Origin of the sequence: Bradyrhizobium sp. NBAIM03 (genome assembly GCF_020194055.1) — a bacterium.
Taxonomy (GTDB): domain Bacteria; phylum Pseudomonadota; class Alphaproteobacteria; order Rhizobiales; family Xanthobacteraceae; genus Bradyrhizobium; species Bradyrhizobium yuanmingense.
The window spans coordinates 1-15,356 of the sequence record NZ_JADYVS010000049.1 but is presented as its reverse complement, the minus strand read 5'-3'; the positions used below and the strand labels follow the sequence as shown (position 1 = coordinate 15,356).

Annotated in this window: 8 protein-coding genes and 3 pseudogenes; 8 read left to right on the top strand and 3 right to left on the bottom strand. The window is 59.2% G+C overall.

Features of this window, described 5'->3' with window-relative positions; genetic code table 11:
* The 3 genes from I6F21_RS36495 to I6F21_RS36485 all read left to right on the top strand — a co-directional run.
* A partial coding sequence (locus I6F21_RS36495; RefSeq protein ID WP_225184261.1) for an HlyD family efflux transporter periplasmic adaptor subunit occupies positions 1-821 on the top strand: 821 nt, incomplete at its 5' end.
* Positions 821-2,791: a glycosyltransferase gene (locus I6F21_RS36490; protein WP_225184260.1), complete on the top strand. Its 1,971-nt coding sequence runs from the start codon at positions 821-823 to the stop codon at positions 2,789-2,791. The genes I6F21_RS36495 and I6F21_RS36490, both read left to right, overlap by 1 nt.
* A 10-nt stretch (positions 2,792-2,801) precedes the next feature.
* On the top strand, positions 2,802-3,914 hold the full coding sequence (locus I6F21_RS36485; protein WP_225184259.1) for a cache domain-containing protein: 1,113 nt from the start codon (positions 2,802-2,804) through the stop codon (positions 3,912-3,914).
* Positions 3,915-4,041: 127 nt separating this feature from the next.
* On the opposite strand, the pseudogene I6F21_RS36480 reads toward I6F21_RS36485, so the two are convergent.
* Both I6F21_RS36480 and I6F21_RS36470 read right to left on the bottom strand, forming a co-directional pair.
* Positions 4,042-4,425 (bottom strand): annotated as a pseudogene (locus I6F21_RS36480) (IS5 family transposase); the annotation flags it as partial.
* Positions 4,426-4,851: 426 nt separating this feature from the next.
* Entirely contained in the window at positions 4,852-5,283 is a 432-nt protein-coding gene (locus I6F21_RS36470; RefSeq protein WP_225184258.1) for a hypothetical protein, read from the bottom strand.
* Between the two features lie 474 nt (positions 5,284-5,757).
* Here I6F21_RS36470 and I6F21_RS36465 point away from each other — a divergent pair, with 474 nt between their 5' ends.
* The 5 genes and pseudogenes from I6F21_RS36465 to I6F21_RS36440 all read left to right on the top strand — a co-directional run bounded on the left by I6F21_RS36465 (position 5,758) and on the right by I6F21_RS36440 (position 14,555).
* Entirely contained in the window at positions 5,758-6,927 is a 1,170-nt protein-coding gene (locus I6F21_RS36465; protein WP_225184257.1) for an efflux RND transporter periplasmic adaptor subunit, read from the top strand.
* A gap of 10 nt (positions 6,928-6,937) precedes the next feature.
* A complete protein-coding gene (locus I6F21_RS36460; protein ID WP_225184256.1) occupies positions 6,938-10,048 on the top strand; it encodes a multidrug efflux RND transporter permease subunit in 3,111 nt (1,036 codons plus the stop codon).
* Positions 10,049-10,342: 294 nt separating this feature from the next.
* The gene (locus I6F21_RS36455; RefSeq protein WP_225184255.1) at positions 10,343-11,677 is read left to right on the top strand and encodes an IS5 family transposase; all 1,335 of its coding nucleotides are present in this window, start codon (positions 10,343-10,345) and stop codon (positions 11,675-11,677) included.
* A 638-nt stretch (positions 11,678-12,315) separates the two neighbouring features.
* Positions 12,316-13,899, top strand: a pseudogene (locus tag I6F21_RS36445) (oleate hydratase).
* Positions 13,900-14,237: 338 nt separating this feature from the next.
* Positions 14,238-14,555 (top strand): hypothetical protein, encoded by a 318-nt coding sequence (locus tag I6F21_RS36440; protein ID WP_225184254.1) that lies wholly within the window; start codon positions 14,238-14,240, stop codon positions 14,553-14,555.
* Between the two features lie 535 nt (positions 14,556-15,090).
* On the opposite strand, the pseudogene I6F21_RS36435 reads toward I6F21_RS36440, so the two are convergent.
* Positions 15,091-15,356: pseudogene (locus tag I6F21_RS36435) on the bottom strand (hypothetical protein); the annotation flags it as partial.

The window sequence follows — 15,356 nt, the reverse complement described above, 5'->3', positions numbered from 1 at the left end:
TTGCCGAAACGAAAGCAGCTCAGGACGCTGCGGCCACACGCCTTCGTCAAGCGGACGCAGAATTCAAGCGAGCAAACGAACTAAGCACGCGTGGTGTACAGACGGCGGCGAATTTGGATCGCGCTCGCGCAACTTACGACGTGGCGCAGCAAGAACTGGAGAGTGCGCAGCAGCGAGTGAAATATTTAGAGACGGAACTTACGTCCGCTCGCGACGGCATCTTCATCGGGGAGTCCTATAACGACGCTCCCTCCTCGGCCCAACGTATCCGAGAGCTCGAGCAGCGGCTGGCCGAGCTGAATGTCGACAAGGAGCAGGTGAAAGCACGTATTGTACAGCTCGACCGGCAAATCGATGCCGAGCGTCTTCGTGTCAATAACTTGAGTTTCGCTACCCTTAATGCCAGCGTCGTTGGTCTGGTCTGGGACATACTAATAGACGATGGCCAATACGCCCGGCGCGGCCAGGATCTCGTCAAGATCGTCGACTGCAGTACACTGATCGTCACCGCGGGCGTCAGCGAATCTCTCTACGACGGTCTCTCGGTGGGAACGGCCGTGCAATTTCGGTTGTTTCGAGATGATCGTATTTTCAATGGAACCATAACCCGCCTTGGCGGATCCGGTGCGGCCTCGCTTTACACCAATCTTGCTGTGGGTCCAAGTGCGCAACATCTCCAGCGCTTTGATGTCACAGTGACAGTTCCAGATCTTGCAGGAGAGGCAGATCTCGGCTGCGCGATTGGACGCACTGGACGCGTGATCTTCACAGCTGGCCCAATCGCACAATTCCGTCGCTTTATCACGCGGTACGGACTCTGATGCTTCTGCTGTCGCCACTCGTTGCTGCCTTCGCAGGCGCCGCCTTCATAATTGGGCTTCGCCTTACCGTCTTTCCGTTTCTCAATCCAATGAAGTGGTATTGGCGCGCTCTGCTCCTGGGGGCGGCTGCCGTACTGTCTTGGCGTTATATGGCTTGGCGCTTCACCGAAACGCTGGCACCGCTCGACTGGACTGCGGATGCGCTGTTCAGTTGGGGATTTGTCATACTCGAAGCTCTGACGATGCTTTCCTCTACCATCGCGTTTTTCATACTGTCGCGGGTGAAAGAGCGGTCGGCAGAAGCAGACCAGTACTCCGAATGGTGGCTGCCTGGAGAAGCGCCGCGTGTGGACGTTTTTATCACGACTTACAACGAGCCGTCGGAAGTGCTCGAGCGCACGATCATTGGCGCGACGCAAATCCGCTACCCACGGCTTCGAACTTTTATCCTCGACGACGGCGCCAGAAATTGGGTGCGGCAACTTTGCGAGCTGCACGAAATCGGATATCTCGCACGCTCGGATAAGGAGCATGCTAAAGCGGGGAACATTAACCATGCACTTCGCGCGCGCGCCCGCGATCCAGCCCCCCCGGTCTTTGTCGCTGTACTTGACGCAGATTTCGTTCCCCATGCGGACTTCATCGAGCGGACGCTAGCGTTGTTTCACGAGCCAAGCGTCGCGCTCGTGCAAACCCCGCAGCACTTCTTCAATCCTGATCCGATCCAACATAACCTTGGAATAAGCACCGCATATCCGGATGAACAACGTCATTTCTTTGACAACGTCGAGCCAGCGCGGGACGCTTGGGGGATTGCGATCTGCTGTGGGACATCATCCGTAATGCGGGTCCAGGCCGTCGAGCAGATTGGCTGGATTCCAACACAAAGCGTAACCGAGGACTTCCTGCTCACCCTTAAGCTTGCGGAAAACGGCTGGCAAACTGTGTACCTTAACGAGCCGTTGACTGAAGGTTTGGCTCCCGAAGGATTGAAAGAATATATTACTCAGCGTGGACGGTGGTGCCTCGGCTTGATGCAAATTGTCCGCATCTCATACAACCCCTTTGGCATGCGCAGCCTTGGTCTGATGCATCGAATCGGGATCCTGGATTCATTGCTCTACTGGGTCAGCACCTTCCCCTTCAGGCTTGCCAGCCTGATTTGCCCACTGTTGTACTGGTGGTTCGGCATCACCATCGTGAACGCGTCGCTGTTGGAAATTATCAGTTACTATGTACCCTATTACCTAATGGTTCTGGTGTCCCTAAACTGGCTTTCAAAAGGCTTGTTTGTCCCGCTTCTTAACGATACTGCTCAACTGATCGCGGCCTGGCCCATCAGCCAAGCAGCTGCTCTCGGGCTTCTCACCAGCGGATCGCATAAATTCTCGGTGACGGCCAAAGGCGGCGACCGCACCAAGGTCGTTGTTCAATGGGCGTTGATGCGACCGTTTGTACTCCTGCTCGCTCTGACGATCGGCGGCCTGATCGTGCCATTGAACTCCGATTTTGTCTTCGATACGTCCGCAACAGCGGGCGACAGCACGGCTATCGTGATGTTCTGGACAGTTTACAACATTCTGGTGCTGTCCGTGGCAGTCGTGGTGTGCATTGAGCGACCGCGATACGATCGACCTCAGCGCCAGATTCCAGAACCCATCACCTTGGTGATCCAAGGTGAGAAGCATCGCGGATGGCTTCTCAATCTGGGCCGAGGGGGCGCTCGAATCAGCGGTCCATCCGGACTTCCCGCCGGAGCAGCAGGGAAGCTCGACCTGCCCGGGATTAGCGGAGTAGACGCGCATGTTGCTGCGACTACTCGTGACGGCTATCGAGTCAAGTTCTCTCCAACTCCCGAGCAAAGCGCGAAAATTATCAAGAAGCTTCACACTGAATCCGTCATGCCAGGGGCCGATCGAGGGAACATCTTGCAAATGATCCGCGAGTTGGCGCGAGCTCTAACGAGTTGAGGAGCGCGAGATGCCGAAAAGACCGAGCCTACTCTCCTTGGTGTTCTGTGGAGGCGCCTTGCTCATATTGGTGCCGGCCGTGGTGACCGCGACGATCTACACGGCCTTGCTACAGCAAGGGGGAGAGCAGCTGCAGTTCGACGCGTTAAGAATTCGCGGCGAAATGAGTTCCGCGCTGTTGGCCCGTCGGCTCTATGGAGTTTGGATGGATGTAGCTCGGTCCGCTGAGCTCATTGACCTAACAGATCTTAAGCATGCGCGTGAACACATCGACTTCTTGAGCCGCCTTGATCGACGCTACACTTGGCTCGGCGTCGCGGATCTCGAAGGGACCATTCTCGCGGCTAAAGACGGCATGCTCGAAGGAGTAAGCGTTGCACAGCGACCTTGGTTTAGACGGGGCCTTGTCTCGCCGGCGGCTATCGATGTGCATGCCGCTCAACTACTGGCCACCCAGTTGCCTGCATCTCGTGAGCCCTATCGCTTTATCGACCTGGCAGCGCCGTTGCGCCGCGCCGGCTCCGTTGCCGGGGTCATCGGCGCTCACCTTGACTGGAAATGGGTCGCAGAAGGCATGGACTCGTTACAAGTACCCGGCATTGACGTGCTGCTGCTTTCGGGGGATCGAACCGTCCTGTTTGGTCCGCCGGATCTTATCAACCAGCCGCTCAACATCGGCTCCGCGCTTGCGGCTAGTCGCGTCACGACTGGGTCTCTGCGCGAACGTTGGCCTGACGGCAGGGACTACTTCACAGTGATCGTTCCGACAGTCGGCTTCGCGAACCTTCCAAGCTTCGGTTGGTCTCTTCTGGTTCGGCAGAGTGCCGACGAGGCGCTTGCGTCCACCCGTAATCTAATCCGATCATTCTGGAGTAGTTTCGGTGCTTGTGCCATCGCCACACTAGCACTACTCTTTTGTGCGGCGCAGTGGCTGAGGACGCCTCTTCGCCGGCTCTCGAATACAGCGGAGGCCCTCTTGCACGATCCATCCGCGCGCCCGCCATATTCGGAGACACGCTTCATTGAAGCGGCGAGGCTCAGTGACGCGCTAGCTCGCATCCAGTCGAAGCTGATGGGGCACTCTGTTCGCAATTCGATCCAAGGACCGGGTGGGGACAACTAGCTAGGTGTGTACTCAAATTCGTCTAGCGGATCAGGGCGGACCATGATTCAAGCTACCGAACATCGGGGCTAGGATCATGCGCTACGACCTGACGGATTTCGAGTGGAGTGATCGAACCCCTTAGTCCGTCGAGCAGGGCCTCGGCGCACGTCACGTCGTGGGCCTCGCCGGGGGTGATCATGAGGCGGACCGGGCGGCCTTTCGCGTCGACGCGCGCGTGGATTTTGGTGGTGAGGCCGCCTCGGCTTCGGCCCACACAATGATCTCCACTCTTTTTTTCACCCCGGAAGCATGCTGATGGACCCGCACGACCGAACTGTCGATCATCTGCACCTTGCCATCGTGTGCCTTGACGACCGCATCCATCAGCCGGTTCCAGATGCCGGCTTTGCGCCAGCGGTTGAAGCCGATTGTAAGCGGTCGTATAAGGCCCGTATCGCTCGGGCAGATCGCGCCACGGAGCTCCCGCGCGCAGGACCCAGAAGATGCCGTTGAGAACGCGGCGGTTGTTTCGATGCGCGCGCCGTCGTCATCGCCGACAAAGGCTACGATGCCGATCGTGTTCGTGCCCACATCCGTGATCAAGGTGCGATCCCCAACATTCCCAACAGATCCAACCGGAAGAAGAGGTTCCGGTGGAAGAAGACCATCTATCGCGAGCGCAACCACGTTGAACGCTTCTTCAACAAACTGAAGCAGTTTCGACGCAACGCCACCCGTTACGACAAGCTCGGCGCCCAGGACTTGCCGCCCGCTTGCTTCAGGCTCTGTAGACGCGTCTGGCGTCCGGCTCGGTTGCTATGATGGAACGTATGGCGTAATAGCCCATGAGGACGCATTCGCGTTGAAGCATGTTGAGCCGGCTGCCGATCAGGAACGCGCGTGAAACGCGTTTCCAGTCGCTAGCAACTTAGACGGCAGAAGTCGATCAGGCGCGTCACCAACCTGGTAGGTGCCTTTTGCTTCTTCTGAACGACCCAACCCGGCCGCCCGCCTTTAATGGCCCCGATCCTCGGCGGGCGGCGATCGCCGCAGCCCGACTGAATTGTCGGCGCTCGAACCAGCTGTTCTTCTTGCGGAAGGCGTTGCGGATCGAGATGGTCGAGCTGATCAACACGCCTTTGGTTTTCTGCTCGCCGCGACGTGCCTTCTTGCCGTCACCGGCATCGCCGGCCTTCTTCAACGCCACGAAGGCGGCGACAATCCCAATTAGGATCTTACAAGGAAGAGTTCTTAGCGGTGGGGTGGTTTCCGCGCGGCAATCCGGATGGAAGCGGCGATCCTCTGCCGATGACAGCAGGCAATGCTTCTCGATCGTATTATCGACGCGCCATCGGCCGATGGTGGCAGGTAGGGTCGAAATCTCCATCCCGACACACGATCTTGCACTACGCTCTTGTGAGCTTCGCTCCTTACGCAGCCGTTCTCGCTCGTAGACGGGCCGGTAGAAAGCTGCTCTCCTTGTCAGAAGTTGGACAATCCGCCTGTCAGACCTAGCGAGATCAAGGTCATCGTTTCGTGCCAGATGAGTGTCTCCTTTGGCACGACACCTGCACGGCCGTCCGCATCACGTGCGTCACCGCATAAACTCTTGAGGAACGGACCATGGTAAACGCAGAGACGCGCACGGGCGGCCACATTCATCTAGGATCGCTGCGTCCTGCAGTGGAGCATACGGTGATTCCGCCCATCCTATCGAATTTTGAGGCACACAGAAGCTCCTCATTTAACCACCCGTCCGGGCGGAGCTCTTTTCACTCCATACAATTTGGCCAAGCACGGCATGAGCGCGGCAATAACGAACCAGTGTTCATTTCACCTGCATAGCTATGGATCCAGGATAATGGCGCGCGGCCTCGATAGGTTTGGCTTGTGGTTAGCTCTGCCGACGGCTCTGCTGGTCGCTGCATGCAGTGGCGAACAGTCCAGCGACACGCCCGCCGCACCACCAGAAGTAAGTCTGCCCTTCGTCACGGTGCTGACGGTGAAGCCGGAGGCAGTGACGCTCGCTGACGAACTGCCGGGACGCGTGGCTGCTTACCGAACCGCCGAGATTAGGCCCCAGGTCGGCGGGATCATTGAGAAGCGCCTGTTCGACGAAGGTTCGGAGGTCCAGGCCGGGCAAGGGCTGTTTCAGATCAACCCTGATCCATTTAAAGCGGAGGTCGACAGCGCGGCCGCAGTGCTTCAGCGAGCTGAATCCAGTCTGGTGCGCTTTGAAAGTAAGTTCGACCGTGCAAGACAGCTGGTGACGAGCAATGCGATCAGCCGTGATGCATATGATGATGCGATCGCCAATCTTGCTCAGGCGAAGGCGAATGTTGCCGAGGCACGGGCGATGCTCCAGCGCCGCAGGCTCGATTTGGCTTTCACAACAGTAAGGGCCCCGATCTCTGGGCAGATCGGCCAGGCGCTTGTTACTGAGGGCGCACTTGTCTCGGCTAACGGAGCCAAGGCTCTCGCGATCGTCCAGCAGATCGACCGGGTCTACGTTGATATTCGCCGACCTGCTGTGCAGATCGACGCGATCCGCGAGTCTGTTCAATCTAGGCAGCTTGATTATCTGTCTAAGGTGCCCGTTGAGATTAGCGCCACGAGCGGAAAGCCTTATCCGGTCACCGGGCGCGCGCTGTTCGCGGACGTCAACGTCGATCCCGGCACGGGCAATATCACCGTGCGCGTCGAGATGCAGAATTTGGGGCGCTTCTTGCTTCCAGGAATGTATGTCCGCGCCCGCTTACCCCGCGTGGTGCGGCATAGCGCATTGCTAGTGCCGCAGGAAGCCGTCATCCGGGATTTGGCGGGCCGAGCGCAACTCATCATCGTCGACCACAACAAGCAAGCGGCCCGACGCCCCATCGATGTGGGTGAGGTTGTGGATGGCCGCTACATTGTTACTTCGGGGTTAAAAGCCGGCGACGTTGTCGTGGTGCAGGGGCAGGAGCGCGTGCGGGATGGGGCCACGGTGCACTCGCAGCCATTCAAGCACGCCGCCGTGCAAGCCGAGCATTGAGAGAAGAGCTATGCCTCAGTTCTTTATCGAGCGGCCCGTCTTCGCATGGGTAATCGCTATATTTGTCGTTCTCTTGGGGGGCTTGGCAATCCCGCAACTGCCTGTCTCTCGCGCTCCAAACATCGCGCCGCCGACAGTCAGCATCTATGCAATGCATACAGGAGCCACACCTCAGGCGATCAACGACAGCGTTCTCAGTCTGATTGAAAGAGAGCTGTCGAGCGTCAAGAACCTGCTCTATTTCGAATCAACCGCCGATACGTCGGGCGAGGCGAGCATCACCGCTACGTTTAAGCCCGGCACCGATCTCGAAATGGCGAAGGTGGATGTCCAGAATCGCTTGAAGAGTGTCGAAGCGCGTCTTCCTGAGCCGGTGCGCAGAATCGGCGTTACTGTGGAATCGGCTTCCACCGGGTTTATCATGATTGTGACGCTCAGTTGCAACAATGGCCAATGTGACGAACTCGCCCTTGGCGACTACCTGTTGCGAATCCTTGCTCCTGAAATAAAGCGTGTTGAAGGCGTCGGTCGCGTGCAGGCTTTTGGCTCGGAACGCGCAATGCGCATTTGGGTTGATCCAACCAAGCTCGTGTCTTATTCGCTATCATTAACTGATATCATAGCAGCAATTCGGGCTCAGAACGCGCAGATCGCGCCGGGACGCGTCGGTTCGGAACCAACCGTGCCCGGGCAGAAGGTGAGCATCCCACTCACAGTTCAAGGACAATTGCAAACGCCAGAAGAATTTGCGGCCATATTGCTCCGTTCAGAGCCGGACGGCTCAAAGCTCGTGCTGGCCGATGTCGCGCGCGTGGAGCTGGGTGCACAAACTTACACTTTTGCAATCCGCGAGAACGGCAAACCGGCGACGGCTGCCGGGATTCAATTGACGCCGGGCGCAAATGCGATCCGGACGACCGCCGCCGTCCAGGCCCGTCTCGCCGAGCTCGCGCCGGCCATGCCGAACGAAATGAGTTACGCCGTAGCTTTCGAGACCGCACCTTTCGTGAAGATCTCGATCAAGAATGTTCTTCAGACCCTATTCGAGGCGATGATCCTCGTTTTCCTCGTCATGTTGCTGTTTCTTCAGGATGTCCGATACACACTGGTCCCGGCCATCACCGTCCCGATCTCACTATTAGGCACCTTCGCGGTGATGTGGATGGCCGGCTTTTCGATCAACGTGTTCACGATGTTCGGTATGGTATTGGCAATCGGTATCATTGTCGATGACGCTATCGTTGTAGTCGAGAATGTAGAACGCATCATGGCCACGGAGGGGCTGACGCCCAAAGCTGCTACGCAGAAAGCCATGAACCAGATCACAGGTGCGGTCATCGGTATCACGCTCGCTCTGTCAGCAGTGTTCGTTCCGATGGGGCTCACGAGCGGGTCGGTCGGCGAGATCTATCGGCAGTTTACATTATCGATGACGGTCTCGATCCTCTTTTCAGCTGTTCTTGCCCTCACATTGACACCAGTACTATGCGCAACGCTACTTAGTCCAATCGAGGGCGGCCATCATGAAAAACGAGGCTTCTTCGGCTCGTTCAATCGTACCCTTTACCGGTTGACCAACGCCTATGTCGGATGGGTTGCTAAAATGGTCACGGGGACCGGCCGGATGATGGTGCTCTATGCCGTGATCGGCGTTGTTCTCGCGGCTGCGTATATGCGTTTGCCGACATCGTTTGTGCCCGAAGAGGATCAAGGTAGTTTTTTGACGACCTTCGTCCTGCCCGCCGACGCGACGGCAGGGCGCACCATCGAAATTGTGAATCGGTATGACCAACATGTGGGGTCACGCCCAGACATTGCGGGCAACCTCTCGCTAATCGGTTACGGATTTTCCGGCTCTGGGCCGAACACCGCGACCTCGTTCACGACACTCAAGGATTGGAGCGTACGGAGCGGGACGATCGACGACGAGATTGACAGCGCGACGGCAGCCATGGTCAGCGCACCGGAAGGGCTGATCATGAGTTTGAAGCCGCCTGCCATCGAATCACTAGGGACCACTTCCGAGTTTTCCTTGCGTTTAGAGGATAGAGCCAATCGCGGCGTTGCTGCATTGATGGCAGCACAAGCCCAGTTGTTGCAGCTTGCGGCTCAAAGCAAACTCGTGGGAAACGTCCATGTTGAAGGCCTGCCAAGCGCGCCGAACGTGAAGCTGAAGATCGATCGACAGAAGGTTGAAGCGCTGGGTGTATCGTTCATCGCGGTCAGTGATACCCTCACGGCTGCCATCGGGTCAACTTATGTCAATGATTTTCCAAATGCTGGACGCATGCAACAGGTGATCGTGCAAGCCGATGCTGCGACCCGAATGCAGGTTGACGACGTGCTTAGGTTGTATGTCAGCAACAATGCAGGCGCCATGGTGTCCCTGTCAGAGCTCGTCACGCCAATCTGGGAAACTAGCCCCCTCCAGTTCGTCCGTTATAACGGCTATCCGGCTGCACGCATTGCAGGCAGGCCTGCACGCGGGATATCCAGCGGCGACGCGATGCTGGAAATGGAAGGACTAGCGTCACAATTGCCGGCAGGTTTCGCGGTTGAATGGACTGGGCAGTCGCTGCAGGAAAAGCAATCCGCCTCGCAGGCTCCCTTCCTGCTTGCTCTCTCCATGCTGGTCATCTTTCTGGTGCTAGCTGCGCTTTACGAGAGTTGGTCAATACCGTTCTCGGTGATGCTTGTCGTACCGCTTGGAATCATCGGTTCTGTTCTTGCAGTCCATCTTCGTGGGCTCGAGAATGACGTCTTTTTCAAAATCGGTCTAATAACCATTACCGGACTTTCAGCCAAGAACGCGATCCTCATCGTTGAGTTCGCCCAGCATCTTCGCATTCAGGGGCATTGCCCAATGAAGGCCGCCGTCGAAGCAGCCGGACGTCGATTGCGGCCGATTCTGATGACCTCGCTGGCCTTTGCACTCGGTGTGGTCCCGCTGATGCTTGCCCGTGGCGCCAGCGCCGAAACCCAGCGCGCGATCGGGACCGGCGTACTCGGTGGGATGATCTCAGCAACGGTCCTTGCTGTGTTCTTTGTGCCGGTCTTCTACGTCGTAGTCATGAGATATTTCGGGCGTGGCAAAGAACGCGCAGCCATGCGAGCCCACTAGCTACGCCTTCCAGCAGGCCCCGAAACCGCTTTCTAGATTGAGACACTCGTCTTATATAGCACTTTCGAGCAGAGCTATGCAGTAAAGTAGGTGATGACGGCTTGAGATGGGCAGCGTATCGAGTCGTCCGTGAAGAATACGGATCGGTCTGAGAAATAAGCAGAATTGGTCTTGATGTAGTATTCGATTTTGCAAGAAAGTGGGGTGTTGGACCTCGCTTTCTTGCGTTTTGGGATTTTGCTTTTGGGCGATTCGTGATTCCCTGATGTCGGGTCATCGGCATTGGGGAAGGCGATGAGCAAACCGCGGGACGATCGCCAGAAAGACCTGCTGCTTCCGGCGCTCGATCAGATCATCGACTTGGGTCACCCCCTGGTGCGGTTGGCGGCGCTGATCGACTGGAAGTTTCTGGATGAGCGCTTTAGTTCGGTGTGCCAAACAGGGTTGGGGCAGCCTGGCTTGCCGACGCGGCTCGTGGCCGGCCTGTTCATTCTGAAGCACATGCACAACTTGTCAGATGAGGTGCTGTGCGCCCGCTGGATCGATAACCCCTACTACCAATACTTCTGCGGCGAATTGAGCTTCTGCCACCGTCTGCCGTTCGATCGATCGTCGATGACCCGTTGGCGCCAGCGGCTGGGCGAGGAACAGCTCGTCGCGCTGATCCAAGAAAGCCTGTCGGTGGCGCACAAGACTGGCGCCATCGGCCCCAAGGACCTCGAGCGGGTGGTCGTCGACACCACGGTGCAGCCCAAGGCCGTTGCGCATCCGACTGATGCGCGTCTGATGCATAGGGCACTCACCAAGCTCGTCGGGCTCGCCAAGCGAAACCACGTGCCGCTGCGCCAGAGCTATCTGCGCCTGGCCAAGCGCGCCGCCATCATGACCGGCCGCTATAGCCACGCCCACCAGTTCAAACGCGCGCGGCGGCAGCTCAAGTTCCTGCGGACACGGCTTGGTCGGATTATCCGCGACATCCGCCGCAAGATTGATGGCGATACGGTGCTGCAATCTCGCTTCGGCCCGTTGCTCGGTTTAGCGCAGCAGGTGCGCAGCCAGGATCAGCATCAGCGCGGTCCGAAGGTCTATGCGTTACATGCTCCGGAGGTTGAGTGCATCGGCAAGGGTAAAGCCCGCGCGCCCTACGAGTTCGGCTGCAAGGTCAGCATCGCCACCCCTGTGACGTCTCCGAAGGGCGGCCAGTTCGTGCTCCATGCCAAGGCCCTGCATGGCAATCCCTTCGATGGGCACACGCTCGGTCCCGTAATCGCCGACATGGAGAAGCTCACCGGGGTGGAGGCTCGCCGTATCCACGTCGACAAAGGATATCGCGGTCACAACCACCCGCATCGGTTCAGGGTCTGGATCTCGGGTCAGGTCCGCCGCGTCACAGCTTCCATCCGTCGCGAGATGAAGCGTCGCGCGGCTGTCGAGCCCGTCATCGGCCACGTCAAGGCCGAGCACCGCATGGACCGGAACTATCTCAAAGGCCGCGTCGGCGACCGCATCAACGCCGTCCTCGCCGCCGCCGGCTACAACTTCAGCCTGCTCCTGCGGTGGCTCGCAGAACTCTTGCGTGCCATTATCCGGGCGTTCACCGAAACTCTCCCTGCCCAAAAGATCGCTTAAATCAGCGCTCTCCCGCGTTCTTCACGGACGACTATCGAGGCGGATGCCGGATACCACAGAACCTCTCAAAAAGAACGATACGCCATGACCGAGCGTCGCGGCCAACTCGTCGCGCAAGCTTCTAACGTCGTAGGCTCGATCAGTCGACGACGCGGGCTGCGTGGGTGTTGCCACGAGTAATCAAGAAAGAAGCGGGGCGCCCAATATTGTCGATCAACGCTTGGATTTTGGTGGTTGTTCGCCGCGCGAGCGGCCGATCGCATTGTTGAAGGTCCTCCTTTTTGGGCCGGCCGCGGGGGCCATGGGCTTTGATTTAGCTGGAATCCACCGAGATCGAGCCGGACACGCCGCTTGATTCAGTCAGAGCGTAAAAACGTTCGTCCAATCCCCGCTCGGCTCCAGCGACTGACGCCGTTGTAGATCGTTGTGTAAGGACCGTAGACTTCCGGGCAATCACGCCAGCGCGAACCTGCTTCTAGCAAGTGGACACTGCAGTTGATCACGCATCGATCATCGACCCGATGCGCTCCCTTGCGCCCTCGCCGGCAACAACGGCTCAATCCGCCGCCATTCCGCGTGGCTGAGCCAGTCCTCACCGCGCTTGATCCAGCGCAACCTTGGATGCGTCCGGCCATGCTATGTCGCTTCAGAATGTCGAATTGCAATCGAGGCAAGTTAAGAAGGCGTATTTCATCGGAGCTGGCATCGGATCGCTCGCGGGCGCGGCATTCCTCGTTCGCGACGCGCAGGTGTCGGGGCGCGATATCGTGATCTACGAGCCACAGCCGCTGGTCGGCGGCAGCCTCGACGGCGCGCTGCTTGCGAACCGCGCTTATTCGCTGCGCGGCGGGCGCATGCTCACCGCCGATCACTACGAATGCACCTGGGACCTGCTGTCGAGCATTCCGTCGCTCGAACATCCCGGCCTCAGCGTGCGCGAGGAGACGATCGCGTTCAATCTGGAGAATCCGGCGCTTTCGCAGGCGCGGCTGGTCGACCGCAACCGCTTCAAGATCGATGTGACTCATATGGGCTTCTCGGCGCGCGACCGACTCGAGCTGCTGCGGCTCACCGAGACCTCAGAGGAGACGCTCGGCAACAGCCGCATCACCGACTGGCTGTCGCCGAACTTCTTCGAGTCGAATTTCTGGTACATGTGGCAGACCACCTTCGCCTTCCAGCCCTGGCATAGCGCCCTCGAGCTGAAGCGCTATCTGCACCGCTTCATGAACGAGTTCCCGCGGATCGAGACCCTCGCCGGCGTCAAACGCACGGTCTACGCACGCGATCGTGCGGCCGCTTGCCGACTGGCTGAAGCAGCAGGGCGTGCAGTTCGTGCTCGGCACGGCTGTCATCGACATGATGCTCGAGGACGAGGGCGGGCGCATGCGCGTCCGCCAGCTCATGCTCGACCGCGACGGCCGCACCGCCAATGTGCGCCTCGAGGACGACGACCTCGTGTTCTTCCAGAACGGCTCAATGACGGACGCCTCGAGCCTCGGCACCATGACGGATCCGGCGCCGCACCTGACCAAGAAGGATAGCCAGGGCTGGGCGCTGTGGGAGAGGATCGCGAAGGGACGTCCCGAATTCGGCAATCCGTCCGCGTTCAACACCTCAATCCCCGAATCCTACTGGCTGTCGTTCACCGTTACCTGCAGAGATCCCCGCTTCTTCGACAAGATGGAGGCGTTCTCCGGCAACAGGGCCGGCACCGGCGGGCTCGTCACGTTCAGGGATTCGAAATGTCGGTGGTGCTGTATCATCAGCCGCATTTCGCTGGGCAGCCGAAGGACGTGCAGGTGTTCTGGGGCTATGCGCTGCACCCCGATCGCGTCGGCAATTTCGTGGCCAAACCAATGTCCGAGAGCGGCGGCGCCGACATCCTGAACGAGCTATGCGGGCACCTCAACTTCGATCGCGAAATGTTGGAGACCGCGACCTGCATTCCCTGCCGCATGCCCTACATCACCAGCATGTTCATGCCGCGCAATCTGGCCGACCGGCCGATGCCGGTGCCGAAGAATTCGGTCAACCTCGCCTTCGTCAGCCAGTTCGTCGAGATCCCCCATGACGTCGTCTTCACTGTCGAATATTCGGTGCGCGCGGCGCAGATGGCGGTCTATCAGTTGATGAAGGTCGATCGCCCGGTGCCGCCGGTGACCCGTCACGACAAGTCGCTCGCGGTGATCTTCGCGACGCTGAAGAAGGCTTTCGGGTGACGCATTCCCGGGACGGCGTCGCGATCGCGCGACTGCAAGCGGCAGTCTGACGTGAAAGACGGCGCCCCTGACGGGACGTTTTCGGCCCCGATGCGGCCGCCATGCGCTTCGACGATGGTATGCGCGATGGAGAGGCTTATGCCCATGCATAGGACGCCGTGACCTGCGTCGGTGATAGAGATAAGGGCGAGGTCGCCCTCGGCGAGACTCGTTCGCCGAGCAGGACCATGTCGCCACGCGAGTGTCTGCGGGCGGGCTCCGTGACCAGGCAAGGGTCACGCGCTGATCTACAGCGAGAGCCTCATCTCGCCCGTCCTGGGACCGGACTGGAGGCGGGCGTGGTGCTGGTGCAGGGGCTGATGAGAGCCGTTCTGCTGCGCGAGCGCCGGTTGCTCTTCGTGGACGAGGTCGAGGCGCGCCAGCGCATGTCGGAGCTCGCCCACATGAACCGCCGCGCGACCGCGGGAGAGAGGTCCGTTTCACCCGCACACGAGCTGAACCAGCCGCTCGCCGACATTCTGATCAATACCGAGCCGGCCCAGCAGATATACAGAATCTGGCACCCGACCTCGGCGAGATCGGGGGCGCCCTTGACCACATCCGCCGTGACGGTCAGCGAACCGCTGAAGTCATCGGCCGGCTGCGAGCCTTCCTAAAGCGAGACACGACCTAACGGCGCGAGCGCGCCCCAATGCCACGGTCTGCGAGGTGTTTCGATTCCTGTCCGTGCAGGCCCTGCTCAACGATGTCGAACTGCGCTCTGCTTAGAGCTAATAACATTCAAGCGCCCCCCCCCCGCTGAGAAGCTTCAATCACAGTCTAATCCTAGATGGAATCTTGAGGGTTCTGTGAGGTCGCGGGGCAGACTTGAGCCGCGCGCGCTGTCGTAGCATGCGACCTCATAGAAGCCGGATTGAACGAAGCTGCGGAGTTGGGGGCACTATGGCGATAGTGCAGCCGGTGCAGTTGCGGAGAAGGTGCACCTGTGGTCGCCGCGCGTCGGTGAGACATTGAGCAGGTGTGAGCGGCCCGATTGATCGGGCAGTGGGCGCGATGCAGCGAGGGGTTTGTTGCGCCGGGATGCGCGGTCGAACGATTGGTGGGGTGAGCGGTGACGAGCGCGGCCATGGCGACATCGGACGTTGCCGCCGAGAGGGTGATCACGGAAGGGGTGGATTGTACAGGCGCTGGTCATGACGTGTCACAACGAAACGGATGGTCACGGGCGCAGGCCCGCGGGATGACGTCGACGCGCCGCATGGTGCCGCCACAGTGCGGGCAGACGGGGATCTCACATTTGTTGAGGGGATCGTCGCCGGCTTCTTGATCAATCGGAGCGTTGCGGACGGCAAGGAGTTGACGGCAGAGGACGATTTTATCGTTGCGCCCGCCATTGGCGAGGAAGCCATAGTGGCGGATGCGAGGAAGCCGTCCGGCAGGGTGTGCAGGAGAAAGCG